This is a genomic window from Nonomuraea sp. bgisy101, assembly GCF_057708945.1.
In genome coordinates, this window is the sequence record NZ_JBYITD010000016.1 from 230,469 (window position 1) to 245,706 (window position 15,238).

Genomic DNA, 15,238 nt, shown 5'->3' on the forward strand with positions numbered 1-15,238 from the left:
CGTGATGATCGCCTCCACCCGCTCGTCGTAGGGCGCCTTGCCGCGCCACCGCGATAGATGTTTGTCAACCGAATCAGACGTTGACGAAACATTCGCTGGCGAACTATTCTCCGAGGCCATGCTCACCAGACTAGTGATCGGCCGTGCCCTGTCGGCGCTGGCGACCGCGCTCATCCCGACGACGTTGACCCTCGTCGTGCTCAGGGTCACGGGCGAGGCCGCCGACCTTGGCGTCGTGCTGGCGTGCGAGTTGGTGCCGATGCTGGTGCTGCTGCCGTTCGGGGGAGTGCTCGCCGACCGCTTCCCACCCGAACGCGTCGCGTTGCTCGCGGACCTGACCCGGTGCGTGGCCCAAGCGGCGATCGGCGTGGAACTGCTGGCCGGCGTGGAGAGGATCGCCGACCTGGCGGTGCTCGCGGCGGTCACCGGCGCCGCTGTCGCGTTCGGCACGCCTGCCGTGCCCAGGCTGGTGGCCGCGACCGTTGAGGGACCGGCGCGGCTGCGCGCCAACGCGCGCATCAGCCTGGCCACCAGCCTGTCGGCCGTGGGCGCGCCCGCCATCGCCGGCGCGCTGGTCCTGGGGGCGGGGCCCGGCTGGGCGTCGCTGGCCACCGCCGCCCTGTTCGCCGCCTCCGCGTTCACCCTCGGCGGCGTCCGTACGGCCACGGCCGCCCCCACCGGCAAGCAGTCACTGGCCAGGGGCTGGCAGGAGATCAGGCGGCGCCCGTGGTTCCTGGTCAGCGTCATGGGCCACGGCGTGTGGCACTTCTGCGCGGGGCTGTTCCTCACTCTCGGCCCGCTGATCACCATCCGGAGCGGCGAGGCGATGTGGGTGATCATCGTGCAGTCCGGCACGGTCGGGATGCTCGCGGGCGTGTTCGCCGCGCCCCGCCTGCCCGTGCGCAGCCCGCTCGTCGGCTGCGCGGTGGGCGCGTCGCTCTACGCGGCGCCCCTGGCGGCGCTGGCCGTGCCGCTGAGCGGCTGGGCGGTGGCGGTCGCGTACGGCGTCGCGATGTTCGGCCTCGGCGTGCTCGTGCCGCTGTGGGAGACCGTGGTCGCCGACCGGATCCCGGTGGAGGCGCTGGGCAGGGTGCGCTCGTTCGACTCGCTGATCTCGTTCGCCAGCCGCCCGCTGGGGCTGGCCGTCGCCGCCCCGCTGGCCGGATGGGCGGGTACGGCGGCGCCGCTGTGGGTGGCGGCGATCGCCGTGGCCGCGGCGAGCCTCGGCGTGCTGGCCATACGCGAGGTCAGGACTCCTGCAGCGCCGTCTCTCTCAGCACCCCGTCGCTGATCTCCAGCACCCTGTCGGCCAGCGTGATCAGGCCCGGGTCGTGGGTGGCCACCAGCGCGGTGACGCCCTCGCTGCGGACCAGCGCCCTGATCAGCTGCATGATCTGCCGCCCCGTCTGCGAGTCGAGCTGCCCCGTCGGCTCGTCGGCCACCAGCAGGCGCGGCCTGTTGGCGAGAGACCTGGCGATCGCCACGCGCTGGCGCTGCCCGCCCGACAGCTCGTAGGGGCGCTGGTTGGCGTGCTGCTCGAGCCCGACCAGTGACAGCAGCATGCGCACGCGCCTGTCCCGCTCGTCGACGGGCGTGCGGGTCAGGCGCATCGGCACGCCGACGTTCTCGGCCGCCGACAGCACGGGGATCAGGCCGAAGGACTGGAACACGAAGCCCACGACGTCCCTGCGCAGCGCCAGCAGCCGATCCTCAGGCAGCGAGGTCACCTCCTGCCCCGCCACGACCACGCGGCCGGCGTCGGGCCTGTCCAGCCCGCCGATCTGGTTCAGCAGGGTGGTCTTGCCCGAACCCGACCTGCCTCTGATCGCCACCAGCTCGCCCGGGTAGGCCTCGAAGGAGACCTCGCGCAGCGCGACGACCTCCTTGGGGCCCGTCCGGTAGACCTTACGCAGGCCCTCCACCACCACCAGCGGCTCACTGCTCATCGGAAGACTCCTCACGGGACGGCCACACGCCGATGTGGTCGGACTCGAGCTCGAGGCGCACCCTGCGCTCCATGTCGAGGGCGTTCATGAAGTCGCGCGGCAGCTGCAGCCGGCCGACGCGGTCGAGGACGGCGTACTCCTCGGCGATGATCTGGCCCTCGGCGCCCTCCCTGCGCAGCGTCTCGCTGCTGGTACGGCCGTCGCGGATGCCGATCGTCCGATCGACCTGCTCCGAGACCAGCGCGTCGTGCGTCACGATGACCACGGTGACGCCGAGCTCCCTGTTGGCTCTGCGCAGCGCCTCGAACACCTCCTCCGAGGTGTCGCTGTCGAGCTCTCCCGTCGGCTCGTCGGCCAGGATCAGCTGCGGCGCGTTGGCCAGCGCCACGGCGATCGCCACCCGCTGCTGCTCGCCGCCCGACATCTCCGACGGCTTCCTGTCCGCGCAGTAGTCGACGCCGAGCAGGGTCAGCAGCTCCGTCGCGCGGCCCTTGCGGTTCCTGCCGGCCAGCTTCATCGGCAGCTCGACGTTCTCCCGCGCGGTCAGGTACGACAGCAGGTTGCGCGCGGTCTGCTGCCAGATGAAGCCGACGACCTCGCGCCGGTAGCGCAGCCTGTCCTTGGCCGTCATCGACAGCAGATCCATGCCCGCCACCCTGGCCAGGCCCGCGGTCGGCACGTCGAGGCCCGACAGCACGTTGAGCAGCGTGGACTTGCCCGAGCCCGAAGCGCCGACGATCGCGACCAGCTCGCCCTTCTGGATCAGCAGGTCGAGGCCCTGGAGGGCGACGACCTCGACGCCCTCGGTCTTGTAGATGCGGACCAGGTTGTCGCAGACGATGTGCGCGTCACCGCCGAAGACGGCCCGCTCCCGCGTGGCCTGCGCCTCCAGGTCGGACATGGTGGGGGTGTTCGTCACTGGTCACCTACTCGTAGGACGGAGCCGAGGCCGCGCCCGCGGCCGATGGCGGTGTGCGCGTACGCGCCGAGCACGGAGACCGCGGTGAGGCCCGCGGCCAGCAGGACGGGTGTCAGGAGCGCGCCGCCGGAGAGCGGTCCGTGGCCGCTCACGGCGAGGTCGCCCGTGTAGGCGGACAGGTCCATGCCCGGTCCCAGCGCCACGGGCAGGCCCAGGCCCAGCGCGAGCCCTGCCAGGGCGGTGAACAGGATCAAGGGGGAGATCTCCAGGACGGTCAGGCGTCGCGCCTGGCGAGGCGACAGCCCCAGCGTACGCAGGAAGGACAGCGCGCCCGCGCGGGCGGGGGCCGTGATCACCAGCGCGAGCATGACGGCGACCAGGCAGTAGACGGCCAGGGCGGCGGTGACGATCATCAGGGTGTCCAGGACGGCCCCTGTCAGCGGCGAGCCCTTGATGGCGGCCAGCGTCTGCGCTCTCGATCGCACCACGGGTGGCAGACCGCCCTGCGTGCTCACCGCCTCGCGCACCGCGGCAGGGTCGGCGGACCCTCGAACCAGCAGCACGTTCGGCCTGGTGGGCGCGCCCGCCCGCTCGTTGGCGTCGGCGGGCAGCACGATCAGGTTCCGCTGCGTCTGCAACCCCGGGAAGCCGGTGACGGAGCCGCGCGGGTCCACCCGCATCGCGACCTGCCAGCGGACCGACAGCGGCTCCCTGCCCAGCAGGGGCGAGGCGAGCGCGGGGATGCCGGGCCCTCCCGGTGGCGCCGGCACGTCCAGCGGACCGCCTGCCACGAGCTCCCGGTAGGCGGCCAGGTCGATGGAGACGACCTCGACAGGCGTCCTGCCGACGACCGCGTCACCTGTCATCGCGGTCAGCACGGCTTCGACGCCCGGCACGTTCCTGACCCGCGCCACGGCCTCGGGTGTGATCGCGACGGGGTGCTCGACCCTGATGTCCGCGCCGACCCTCTGCCATGCGGCCAGCTCCTGGGTGCTGGAGACGCCGCCGGAGACGATCGAGGCGAACACCGACACGGCCAGCGCGGGCAGCAGGATCAGCACGGGGAGCACGGTGAACGACTTCGACCTCGCCGCCATCGTCAGGCCGAGGAACGGCACGGCGGCGCGGCGGCGGGCGGCCAGCCGTACGAGCGCCCTGAGGGGGAACGGGTAGCAGCGCAGGGTGATCAGGGCCGCGGCCACCGCCAGCGCGACGGGGACGAGCAGCAGGAACGGGTCCGCGCCCAGGGTCGCCGCCGAGGTCGAGACGCCGCGAGAGCGCACCAGATAGGCCCCGGCCAGCGCCAGCGCCACGGTCGTCAGCTCCAGCGTGATCCGGCGGGGCGAGGGCCTGGCGGCGGCCACGTCGTCGCGTCGATCGTGCAGCGGCGCGCGGTGGGCGAGGGTCAGCCGGATCGCGGCGAAACCCGTCGCGACCCCGAGCACGATCAGCGGGCCCACGTGGACCATCGGCGTGACGGGCCCAGGGACCAGCCACGACAGTAGGTAGCCGGCCGCCGCCGCCGGCACGGTCGCGATGGCGACGACGGCCGTCCCCGCGCCCGCGACCTGCCCCAGCGCGCCGCCTCGCGCGCGCATCAGGGCGAGCGCGGCCGCCATCCGCTCGGCCATCAGCTGGACGGCGAGCACGATCACGCCAAGCGCCACCGCCAGCAGGCCGCCGAGCACCAGGAACATCACCGTCTGCGCCGTGGCCAGCGACTCCGCGTAGGAGGTCAGCAGCCTGGGCAGGCCGGTCGCCACGCTGTTGGCCGCGTTGCCGTCCGCCTCCAGCGCCACCGCGCCGTTGTAGTCCTTGATCGCCCCGAGCGTGGAGGGCAGGTCGAGCGCGTCGGCCCTGCCGGGATCGACGCCGAGCACCCAGGAGTAGACGGTCCTGCGGGCGCCGTAGCCGAGGAGTTCGATGCCCTCGTCGCCGGTCAGCGTGGTGACGTAGCGGTCGGGTTCCAGCTGGCCCGGCGGGAGCCGCTCCTCGACCGTGATCGTGTCGCGTTCGTGGTCCCAGTACGGGTCGGCGGGGTTCCTCGGCCGGTAGACGCCCGAGACCCTGACCGCGATCTGCTCGCTCTGCCCGATGACCACGATGCTGCCGACAGGCAGGTTCATGGTGGTGGTCGCGCCCTCCGGCACGCCCACTTCGAGCAGCGGGATCGTGCCGATCCCGCGCGCCGCGAAGGTGCTGGGCGCGCCGGGCTCGCGGCCCTCGACCCAGGTCAGGCGCCGGTCGAAGTCGGAGAGCCAGCCCACGTTGACGTACTGTTTCGGACGGTCGAAGGCGGGCGTGTCGACCGTCCTGACCGAGAAGTGGCTGGTGCCGCCGGTCGTCGCGAGCGCGGCCAGCTCGGACGGCAGCAGCGCGCGGAAGGCCCGCTCCTTGGCCGCCAGCTCCGCGCGGGTCCTGACGGGCGTCGCGTTCCGCGCCAGCACCCGCAGGTCCCTGTCCTGGGCGGTCGTCGCGGCCAGGGTCTGCCTGAGCCCGTGGTCGTAGGCCGACTGGAGCGCCCGGGGCGTACCGGAGATCAGCAGGCAGGCGCTCAGCGTCAGGACCGCCAGCACGGCGGCCGCGCCCGCGTGCTCGCGCATCAGCGTCAGGATCCTCACCGTTCCTCCCTGGTGCGCAGGCCACCGGGCCCCCGGCCGCGCAGCACGCGGGCCAGCCCCCCGACGATCGCGAACAGCAGCGCCGCGACCAGGACCAGCATCAGGACGGTCGATGGCCACGGGACGGCCAGCACCACGCCGGGAGTGACGGCCGTGGCCTGCCCCGTCAGCACGATGTGGGGCACGACGAGGGCGCCGACCACGAGCGCGAGGACCGTTCCCGCCGCCAGCGAGAGGCCGATGACGAACGTCTGCTCGATCGCCAGCAGCGCGAACACCTGGCGGAAGCCGACGCCCAGCGCCCGCAGGATCGCGAACTCCGCGAGGCGCTCGCGCGCCGCCACCGCCGCGCTGGTCAGGAACCCGAGCACGGCGAAGACCAGCGCGGACAGGAAGCCGAGCGTCAGCGCACCCTGCAGTCCACCGGCCAGCGGATCGTCACGGAAGCGCGAGGTGAGCGCCTGGAGGTCCACGGCCGTCGCCACCCACTGCGGCCTGCTCGCCAGCACCTTCATCGCGGCGGCGGTGTCGCCGCCGCGCGCGGCCAGCCACCACTCCGTCGCGGGACGCAGCCGCTGCGCGGCCGCGAACGCCCTGCCCTGCAGCGTGCCCCAGTCGACGAGGATCGAGGGCTGGTCGGGCTGGGTGGTCGGCATCCGGTCGACGACGCCCGCCACCTTCACCTCGATGTTGTCGCCGTCGAGGTTCACCGGCGCGACCTGGCCCGTGGTGAGCCGTAGCCGATCGGCCAGATCGGCGGTGAGGACGACGGGCAACGGCTTGAAGATCCGCTGCTTGTCGGGCCCGCGAGGCGGGGCGAACAGGTCGCCGTCGCCTTTCGCGGCGACGACGCTGTAGGCGGGCTCCTCGGCCGTGCCGGGGAGCTGCAGCGTCCACAGCCGCCCGCCGTCCGAGGCCACCGGCCGCCTGGCGGTCCAGCGCAGGCCGGGCGGCAGCGTGACGCCGGGGTCGACCGTCACCGTGACGCCTGTCGCCCTCAGGACGAAGCCGCGCAGTCTCAGGGGAGGGGTGAGCCTTCCCGTACGGCCCGCGAGCGACTTCAGGTCGAGCTCGACCCGGTTGACGCCCGCCCGGAGCGGCCCCGCGGGAAGCTCGAGCCACACGCCGAGCCCGTCCTCCACCGCCACGCCCAGTTCGACGGACCGGCCCGGAGGCCCGCTGACCCGCACGGACAGCGGCAGCCGCTCGGGTATCGGGACCGCCTCGATCTCGGGGCGGGCCGCGCCGAGCCGCGCCGCCATCTCCCGCACGCCGTCCTCGGACAGGTCGGGGCGCAGCTTCAGCAGCGCGGCCAGTCTCGCGGCGTCCAGCGCCATCAGCGTCGCCGGCTCCCCCGCGACCGTGGCCGGCCCCCTGAAGGCGGGACTGGCCGCGGTGACGCCCGGCAGGCTCGCGAAGGCGGTGCCCCGGCCGAGCGCGCCGAGCTCGCGGGCATCGGGCGGGCCCGAGATCCGCAGGTCGGCGCCCGCCTGGTGGCGGGCTTGGTCCTCCTGCGAGGAACGCCAGGTGGCGGCGGTGGCCATCGACACCACGCCGATCGCGATCGCCATCGTGAGCAGCAGCGCGGGGCCCGAGTAGCGGGCCGGCCTGCGGCTGACCTGCCAGGCGCCGAGCGCGGGAGCCAGTCCTTCGCGCCTGGCGGTGAGCCGCTCGGCGAGGGCCGAGACCCTCGGCACCAGGCGCAGGCCGAGCATGCCGCCGCAGAGCAGCGCGAGCGCCGGCCCTGTGACGATCAGCGGGTCGATGCCGATGTCACCGCCGGCCGTGGCCGTCACGGGCGCGCCGTAGTGCCGTAGCTGCCAGATCGCCAGTGCCGCCAGCGCCAGCAGCGCCAGGTCCGCGCCCGCCCGCTGCACCAGCCCCCTGCCGCCCGACCGTCCGCGCGCCGCCTGCTCGTCGACGTAGGTGCGGCGGACGCCGCCCAGCGCGGGCATGGTCAGCAGGACGGCGGCGGCCAGGGCCACCGCCACCGACACGGCGAACGTGCCGAGGTCGGCGTCGGGGGCCGGCCGTACGCCCGAGGCCTCGATCCAGGGGATCGCGGTGACCAGCCGGAGCAGCGGCGAGCTCAGCAGCGGTGCCAGGATCGCGCACGGAAGCGCCACCAGCAGCGCCTCGCCGCCCGCGAGCAGCGCGAGCCTGCCCGCGCCCGCGCCCCTCGCGCGCAGGAGCGCGACCTCCATCCTGCGGTGGTCGGCCAGCAGGCGCGCGGTCAGCATGAGCGCGTAGGCGGCCAGCAGGAGCAGTTGCAGGACGGGGATCAGCATGGTCGAGCGGGCGACCAGCGAGGCGGTGTCGAGCTGGGTCAACATCTCGGGCAGCCGCGTGCCGGCCCTGCACTCGGGACACCCGCTGTCCCTGAGCCGGTCCTGGAGCCCGGCCACGTCCCGGGCGAAGGGGCGCAGCCGCTCGGGGGAGAGGCGGGTCAGATCGGGCAGGGCGGTCCAGGTGGCGCTGACGTTGGTGGCGAACCGGGACAGGAACGTCCGCTCGGTGACCATCAGCGGCCCGAACGTGGTGAAATCACCCAGCTGGACGCCCGAGCTCAGCAGCTCCTCACCGGCCCAGCGGTCGCCGAAGGTGTCGTCGAGCTGGAAGACGCCGGTGATCCGGACCTCGACGCGGCGCCTGGCGTCGATGCGGCTCTCGGTGGTGAACTCCTGGCCGACCTTCAGGCCCGCCGCGGTGGCGGCGGACAGGGAGACGGCCGCCTCGACCCGCTCCTCGCCGTCACCGGGCCAGGCGCCCTCGACCAGCCTGGCGTGCCGGTCGAGGCCCTCGTAGGTGTTGAAGCGGTACAGCTCAGGCCTGGCCTGCCGTTCCTGACCGGGGACGACGTAGGAGTCGGAGCGCATGCTCGCGGTGAGCGCGACGGGAGCGCCCGCGTAGACCTGGGCGGTGACGGTCCGGATCGCCCGCTCGACCCCGGGGAAGGAGGCGGTGGTGACGGGGGTGGTGATGGTGGCCGCGGTCGTCCTGATCGGCGCGGTCTCCATCGTGCGGCGGACGCCCGCCTCGGCGGTCGAGGAGGCGTACATCGTCAGCGCGACAAGGGTGGTGGTGGCGAGGAGGATGGAGCCGAAGGCGGCCAGCAGGAGGAGAGGCTCACTGGCGGCTCGCCTGAGAACCAGCGGAACACGCGCCCGCATATCGCCCCCGCTCGTCACATGCTCCCGTTCTGTGAACCTTTGGGGATGACGGGTGGCGGCGGCAAGCCGATCTTCTCAACGGTGACACAGCCGATACGCTGGAGTGATGTCGAAACTGTGACACTTCCACGACCGCGTCCGGATATTTCAGATGTTCATCCGGGAGGGGCTCATGCCCGGATCACCGCGGTGGTCCAGGGCGAAGCGCGGGTGGTGGTACACGAAAACGCCGCACTCCGTCATCGCGGAGTGCGGCGTCGCCGGTGCGTCTGCGACTACTTGGCAGCCTGCAGAGCGGCGGTGCGCTGAGCGATCGCCGACTTGCGGTTGGCGGCCTGGTTCTTGTGGATGACGCCCTTGCTGGCAGCCTTGTCGAGCTGGCGAGCGGCGGCGCGCTGCAGCGCCACGGCCTCGTCGACGTTGCCCTGCTCGGCGGCCTCGCGGAACTTGCGGATCGCCGTCTTCAGGGAAGACTTGACAGCCTTGTTGCGCAGACGAGCCTTCTCGTTCTGCTTGTTGCGCTTGATCTGGGACTTGATGTTCGCCACGAAGAAGCCTCGGTGAAGGTCAGAAATCGGATGGGGCGCGCGGGCTCGATGAGAGGGCGCGCCACACGCAGTTGTACAGGTTACCAATAATCCAGGTCGCCGCTCAAATCAACGACCCGTGACCTGCCCAGCATACGGGGTGTTCTGCGGGACCGGCCTCGCATCCGCTCGCGCCGGGGCCGTCGAGCGGGATCACCTGGCGTTCCAGCGGCCGGTGTACTCCTTCCAGTCCTCCTCCGTCGCCGCGAAGTCCACGTACAGCGCCAGTCCGAACCCCTCGCGCCTGCCGTACGACGAAAGGGCGAGCCGCGCCCCCTCGGCCGCCCCCGCTACGCTCTCCGACCCGTCGAGGAACGGCACGCCGTGGTCGTGGTAGGCGGGCGCTCCGATGAGGATGGACGTCGTGGCGGGCGTGAGGTCGAGCGCGAGCGCCGCCTGCCGTACGACGTGGCCGCCGTACAGGGACTGCGCGGGCATGAAGGAGTCGTAGGTCATGATCGCCACCTGGTCGGTACGGCGGGCGACCTCCTGGTAGAAGCCGTGCGACCAGTACTTGTCGTGGCCGAGTGTCGCGCGGACGGCCAGGCGCATGAGGGGGTACGGCTCGAGCTGCGGCGTCGACACCGAGAGCAGCCTGGTCAGCGGCCGGGTGCGGTCGAGCAGGTCGAGGAAGTCGGTGTCCCCGTCACCGATCGGCTCGAAGTTGTAGTGGATGCCGTCGAACCCGAGGTCCATGATGTGCTTCGCCCCCGCCAGGACGCGGGCACGGGCGGCGGGGTCGTCGAGGTCGAGGCCGTTCTTGACGGCCTGTCCGAGCCAGGCCGAGACCCGCACATCAGGCAGATGTTTCCGCCACCACTTCAGGAAATTTCCGGCGTTGGGGTGCTTGGCGGGGTTGAGGCTGCCGTCCCATTCAAAGGGGCCGGAATGAACGTAGACGTCCCTGATGCCGGTGCCGCGCAGCCGTACCGCCATCGCCTCCACGTCGCGCTCCGTGCGGCGGCCGTCGACCCACGCGTGCCCGAGCCACAGCGCATCGTTACCCGTGCTCTTCGCCCAGGCCTCCGGCGCCCCGGTAAACTGGAGCCGGAGCGCCGCCGCCACGAAGGCGGCGAGCGTGACTAAGACGGCCAAGGCCAGCGCCAGGGCGCGCAGACCGCGGCGGATGACGGTTCGGGCAATCACCCGGGCATGTCACCATGAAAGACGCTTGACCTCAACCCTTGTCGAAACGGACTTCGGTGCGCAATCAGCCTGGCCAGACCGACCCCGCGTTGATCCGCAACTTCTGCATCATCGCGCACATCGACCATGGCAAGTCGACGCTTGCCGACCGGATGCTGCAGATCACCGGCGTGGTCGACGATCGCTCCATGCGCGCGCAGTACCTCGACATGATGGACATCGAGCGCGAACGCGGCATCACGATCAAGTCGCAGGCCGTGCGGCTGCCGTGGAACGGCCACGTCCTCAACATGATCGACACGCCGGGCCACGTCGACTTCACCTACGAGGTCTCGCGGTCGCTGCAGGCGTGCGAGGGCGCGATCCTCCTGGTCGACGCCGCACAGGGCATCGAGGCGCAGACGCTGGCCAACCTCTACCTGGCCATGCACAACGATCTGCACATCATCCCGGTGCTCAACAAGATCGACCTGCCCGCCGCGCAGCCGGAGAAGTTCGCCGAGGAGCTCGCGGGGCTCATCGGCTGCGACCCCTCCGACGTGCTCAGGGTCTCGGGTAAGACGGGCGTCGGGGTGAAGGAGCTGCTCGACCACGTCGTGGAGACCGTTCCGGCCCCCGTGGGCGACGCCGACGCGGCGGCCCGCGCGCTGATCTTCGACTCGGTCTACGACACCTACAGGGGCGTCGTCACCTATGTCCGGGTCGTCGACGGCCACCTGGGCAAGCGCGAGCGCATCACCATGATGTCCACGCAGGCCACCCACGAGACGCTCGAGATCGGGGTGATCTCGCCCGAGCCGAAGGTGGCCGAGAAGGGTCTGGGCGTCGGCGAGGTCGGCTACCTCATCACGGGCGTGAAGGACGTGCGCCAGTCGCGCGTCGGCGACACCGTCACCTCGGCCGCGCGTGGTGCCACCGAGATGCTGGCGGGCTACGACCACCCCAGGCCGATGGTGTTCTCCGGGCTCTACCCCATCGACGGCGACGAGTATCCCGAGCTGCGTGAGGCGCTCGACAAACTGCAGCTCAACGACGCCTCCCTGGTCTACGAGCCCGAGACCTCCGCCGCGCTCGGCTTCGGCTTCCGCGTGGGCTTCCTCGGCCTGCTGCACATGGAGATCATCCGCGAGCGGCTGGAGCGGGAGTTCGGCCTGTCGCTGATCTCCACCGCGCCGAACGTGGTCTACCGGGTGGTCATGGAGGACGGCAAGGAGCTGACCGTCACCAACCCGTCGGAGTTCCCGACCGGCGGCAAGATCGCGCAGGTCTTCGAGCCCGTCACCAAGTCCACGATCCTGGCGCCCGCCGAGTTCATCGGCGCGATCATGGAGATCTGCCAGGGCAGGCGCGGCCAGCTCCAGGGCATGGACTACCTGTCTGAAGACCGCGTCGAGATCCGCTACACGCTGCCGCTCGGCGAGATCATCTTCGACTTCTTCGACCAGCTCAAGTCGCGCACCCGCGGCTACGCCTCCCTCGACTACGAGCCCGCGGGCGAGCAGGAGGCGGACCTGGTCAAGGTCGACATCCTGCTGCAGGGCGAGCCCGTCGACGCCTTCAGCGCGATCGTGCACAAGGACAAGGCGTACGGCTACGGCGTCGACATGGCCAAGAAGCTGCGCGAGCTCATCCCGCGGCAGCAGTTCGAGGTGCCGATCCAGGCGGCCATCGGCGCGCGCGTCATCGCCCGCGAGAACATCAGGGCGATCAGGAAGGACGTCCTCGCCAAGTGCTACGGCGGTGACATCTCGCGTAAGCGCAAGCTGCTGGAGAAGCAGAAGGAAGGCAAGAAGCGCATGAAGATGGTGGGCAGGGTCGAGGTGCCCCAGGAGGCCTTCGTCGCCGCGCTGTCCACCGAGTCCAGCACGGACAAGGCCAAGAAGTAGCCACCAGGACACAGGCCCGGTGCTCGTCGCGAGCACCGGGCCTGTGCCGGTTACGGCCTGGGCGGCACGGGCGGCTTCGGCTCGGGCAGGTCAGGCAGGTCGGGCAGGTCCGGCTCGGGGAGCTCCAGCGCCGGGGGCAGCTCCGCGTCCTCGGGCAGCAGGTGCGCACAGATCTTCAGCGCGCCCCTGAACTTCTTCGAGATGGGGTTGAGCCGGCTGCCGACGACGTCGCGCAGCACGACCCTTCCGCCTTCCTTGATCTTGATGCCGGGGAACTCCTTCACTCCCTTCGCGCGCATGCACGTCGTGAAGTCCTTCGTAGGACCTGGGGTAGCGGCTTCGGCGGCCGCGGGAACGGCGATGGCCACCAGTGCGGCGGCGGCGCAGAGCACCAGTCGTGTTCTCATGCCGCACACTCAAGCGTCCCACCGGTTACCGCAAGGGAACGGCGGCCGTTACGCCGGTGTTACCCCCCGATCGCGATGCTGGGACGATGCGCGTGCTGGTGGTCGAGGACCACACGGAACTGGCCGCGACGGTGGCCGAAGGGCTGCGTCGCGAAGGCATGGCCGTCGACCTCGCACGGGACGGCGACGCCGCGCTCGAACGCACGTCGATCAACCGCTACGACGTGGTGGTGCTCGACCGCGACCTGCCCGGCGTCCACGGCGACGAGGTGTGCAGGCGCCTGATCGCCGAAGGCTACGAGGCCCGGGTGCTCATGCTGACCGCCGCCGCGACCATCGAGGACAGGGTCGAGGGCCTGACCACGGGCGCCGACGACTACCTGCCGAAACCGTTCGCCTTCGCCGAGCTGGTCGCCAGGATCAGGGCGCTGGGCAGGCGGGCGCAGCCTGCCGTACCTCCTGTGCTGGTGCACGGCGACCTCCGGGTCGATCCGGGCCGGCGCCTGGCCACCAGGGCCGGCCGCAGGCTCGACCTGAGCCCCAAGGAGTTCGCGGTGCTCGAACTGCTGCTCTCCGCGGGAGGCCGGGTCGTGGCCGCCGAGGAGCTTCTCGAACGCGCATGGGACGAGGCCGCGGACCCCTTCACCAGCACCGTCAAGGTGACGGTCAGCAGGCTGCGCCGCAAGCTCGGCGAACCGCCGCTGGTCGAGACGGTGCCCCAGGCCGGGTACCGGATATGACGATCAGGGTCAGACTCACCCTCCTGTACGGCACGCTGTTCGCGGTCGCGGGCGCGCTGCTGCTCGCGCTCACCTACCTCCTCCTGGCCACGCAGCTGACCTGGATCGCCCCGCCGCCGGAGATCTTCGACGAGCCCCCTCTCGACCCGCTCCTGCAACGCGAAGCCGACCTGCGGCGGTTCGTCATGGCAGGGGCCGCAGGGCTCGGTGTGATGACGGTCGTGTCGGTCGGGCTCGGCTGGGTGATGGCGGGCAGGGCGCTGCGGCCGTTGCGCACGATGACGGCTGCGGCACGCGACATCTCCGCCCGTAACCTCCACCAGCGGCTCGCCATGACCGGGCCCGGCGACGAGATCAAGAACCTCGCCGACACCTTCGACGGGCTGCTCGCGAGAGTGGAGTCGGCCTTCGAGGCGCAACGCAGGTTCGTCGCGAACGCCTCGCACGAGCTGCGCACGCCCCTGACGTTCGAGCGGACGCTGCTGGAGGTGGCGCTGGCCGACCCCGCTGCGACGGCCGACGGGCTGCGACGGGTGTGCGGCAGGGCGCTGGAGGTGAACGGGCACCAGGAGCGGCTCATCGAGGCGCTGCTCACTCTGGCCAGGAGCCAGCGCGGCCTCGACCACCGTGAGCCGCTGGACCTGGCGTCGATCACCGGCGACCTGCTGTCCGACGTGTCGGACCGGGTCGAGGCGGAGCTGCACCCGGCCTCGGCCACAGGGGACCCCCGCCTGGTCGAACGGCTGGTCGCCAACCTGGTGGACAACGCCAGACGCCACAACACGAAGGACGGCTGGGTCCGCGTGTGGACCGGCGTCCACGAGGGACGGCCCTCGCTCCGCGTCTCGAACTCGGGGCCGCGGATCCCCCTCGCGCTGATGGGGGAGCTGTTCCAGCCGTTCCGCCGCATGGGATCGGCCAGGACCGGCGAGGGACTGGGGCTCGGGCTCTCCATCGTCGCGGCCATCGCGGCCGCGCACGACGCGCGGGTCGACGCCCGGCCGATTCCCGACGGCGGTCTCGAGGTCCTCGTGGCCTTCTGATTTTGTCGGTGCGGTGCCGTAGCTTCTTCCTCGATCGAACACGTGTCCGATAATGGAGGTCGCATGGACGGCGACAGCGCCGAGTCCGAGCGGTTCGTCAGGGCCGCCATGCTGGGTGTGGCGGTGGCAGAGGAGACCCGGCGGCTGCTACGGCTGCACTTCTCGCCCAGCGAGGTGGGGGCGGACGGGAGGGTGCACGTGGAGGTGCCGTACCCCGACTCGGCGGTGGTGGAGGCGGTGCTGGACGTGGCGGCGGAGTGCTTCGGGGAGAAGGGCGCCTCGATCGAGGAGATGCGGCAGGCGGCGCTGGACAGCCTGTTACAACTGGCGGAGTTCGACGAGGAGTCGCTGCTGAACCGGCCGGCCTGCTGAGGTCCTGTCAGGGGGCCAGGCCGTGCCGGAAGGCGTGGGCGACGGCCTGCGCGCGCGTGGTGACCTGGATCTTCGCGAACAGGTTGTTGCACCCCGCCCGCGGAGGTGGAGGCGAGCCCCATGGCCGAGCTCGCGAGATACAAGCCGACCCGCGAGGCCGCCGAGGCGAACCAGGCGGCGACCGGCATCCAGGTGCCCTGCGTCCAGGCGACGCCTGCCGGGTCACGCCAGATCCGTACGGTGGCGGCCCGGACGGCGCCGAAGAGCACGGCGGCCGCGAGCTCGGCGACGAGGAGGACGAGGCTGAGGGCGGGCTGGGCCGGGTCGATGACGCCGCCGGTGAACAGCTCGAACGATTCGCGCATGGCGGGGTGCGCGGGAACGCTTTCAGCTCAGGTCGA

13 protein-coding genes are annotated in these 15,238 nt (G+C 71.7%); 6 read left to right on the forward strand and 7 right to left on the reverse strand.

All coding sequences use genetic code 11. The annotated features are described in order from the left end of the window. Positions 1-118 precede the first annotated feature (118 nt). Complete coding sequence (locus tag AC3EO4_RS29210) at positions 119-1,291, forward strand: MFS transporter (RefSeq protein ID WP_431898666.1); 1,173 nt, start codon at positions 119-121, stop codon at positions 1,289-1,291. On the opposite strand, the gene AC3EO4_RS29215 is transcribed toward AC3EO4_RS29210, so the two are convergent. From AC3EO4_RS29215 to AC3EO4_RS29240, 6 genes are all read right to left on the reverse strand, one after another. Then, complete coding sequence (locus AC3EO4_RS29215; protein WP_379581195.1) at positions 1,248-1,946, reverse strand: ABC transporter ATP-binding protein; 699 nt, start codon at positions 1,944-1,946, stop codon at positions 1,248-1,250. The genes AC3EO4_RS29210 and AC3EO4_RS29215 overlap by 44 nt on opposite strands. After that, a complete protein-coding gene (locus tag AC3EO4_RS29220) occupies positions 1,936-2,865 on the reverse strand; it encodes an ABC transporter ATP-binding protein (protein WP_379581196.1) in 930 nt (309 codons plus the stop codon). Before AC3EO4_RS29220 ends, AC3EO4_RS29215 begins: the two co-directional genes overlap by 11 nt. Beyond that, complete coding sequence (locus tag AC3EO4_RS29225; protein ID WP_431898668.1) at positions 2,862-5,486, reverse strand: hypothetical protein; 2,625 nt, start codon at positions 5,484-5,486, stop codon at positions 2,862-2,864. The genes AC3EO4_RS29220 and AC3EO4_RS29225 overlap by 4 nt, the downstream gene beginning before the upstream one ends. Beyond that, positions 5,483-8,656 carry an ABC transporter permease gene (locus AC3EO4_RS29230; RefSeq protein WP_431898669.1) on the reverse strand — a complete coding sequence of 1,058 codons (3,174 nt, stop codon included), beginning with the start codon at positions 8,654-8,656 and terminating at the stop codon, positions 5,483-5,485. The genes AC3EO4_RS29225 and AC3EO4_RS29230 overlap by 4 nt, the downstream gene beginning before the upstream one ends. A gap of 275 nt (positions 8,657-8,931) precedes the next feature. Further along, a complete protein-coding gene (rpsT, locus tag AC3EO4_RS29235) occupies positions 8,932-9,204 on the reverse strand; it encodes a 30S ribosomal protein S20 (protein WP_358138334.1) in 273 nt (90 codons plus the stop codon). Positions 9,205-9,396: 192 nt separating this feature from the next. Then, positions 9,397-10,389 (reverse strand): glycoside hydrolase family 18 protein, encoded by a 993-nt coding sequence (locus tag AC3EO4_RS29240; protein WP_431898670.1) that lies wholly within the window; start codon positions 10,387-10,389, stop codon positions 9,397-9,399. 56 nt (positions 10,390-10,445) lie between these two features. Here AC3EO4_RS29240 and lepA point away from each other — a divergent pair, with 56 nt between their 5' ends. Continuing rightward, positions 10,446-12,275 (forward strand): translation elongation factor 4, encoded by a 1,830-nt coding sequence (gene lepA, locus AC3EO4_RS29245; protein ID WP_431898671.1) that lies wholly within the window; start codon positions 10,446-10,448, stop codon positions 12,273-12,275. 50 nt (positions 12,276-12,325) lie between these two features. On the opposite strand, the gene AC3EO4_RS29250 is transcribed toward lepA, so the two are convergent. Continuing rightward, on the reverse strand, positions 12,326-12,682 hold the full coding sequence (locus AC3EO4_RS29250) for a hypothetical protein (RefSeq protein WP_379581201.1): 357 nt from the start codon (positions 12,680-12,682) through the stop codon (positions 12,326-12,328). A gap of 86 nt (positions 12,683-12,768) precedes the next feature. Here AC3EO4_RS29250 and AC3EO4_RS29255 point away from each other — a divergent pair, with 86 nt between their 5' ends. From AC3EO4_RS29255 to AC3EO4_RS29270, 4 genes are all read left to right on the forward strand, one after another. Continuing rightward, positions 12,769-13,422, forward strand: a complete 654-nt coding sequence (locus AC3EO4_RS29255) for a response regulator transcription factor (protein ID WP_379581202.1) — start codon at positions 12,769-12,771, stop codon at positions 13,420-13,422. Further along, complete coding sequence (locus AC3EO4_RS29260) at positions 13,419-14,465, forward strand: sensor histidine kinase (protein ID WP_431898672.1); 1,047 nt, start codon at positions 13,419-13,421, stop codon at positions 14,463-14,465. The genes AC3EO4_RS29255 and AC3EO4_RS29260 overlap by 4 nt, the downstream gene beginning before the upstream one ends. 63 nt (positions 14,466-14,528) lie before the next feature. Beyond that, the gene (locus AC3EO4_RS29265; RefSeq protein ID WP_379581204.1) at positions 14,529-14,837 is read left to right on the forward strand and encodes a hypothetical protein; all 309 of its coding nucleotides are present in this window, start codon (positions 14,529-14,531) and stop codon (positions 14,835-14,837) included. A gap of 120 nt (positions 14,838-14,957) precedes the next feature. Then, on the forward strand, positions 14,958-15,238 hold a 281-nt coding region (locus AC3EO4_RS29270), incomplete at its 3' end, for a hypothetical protein (RefSeq protein ID WP_431898673.1).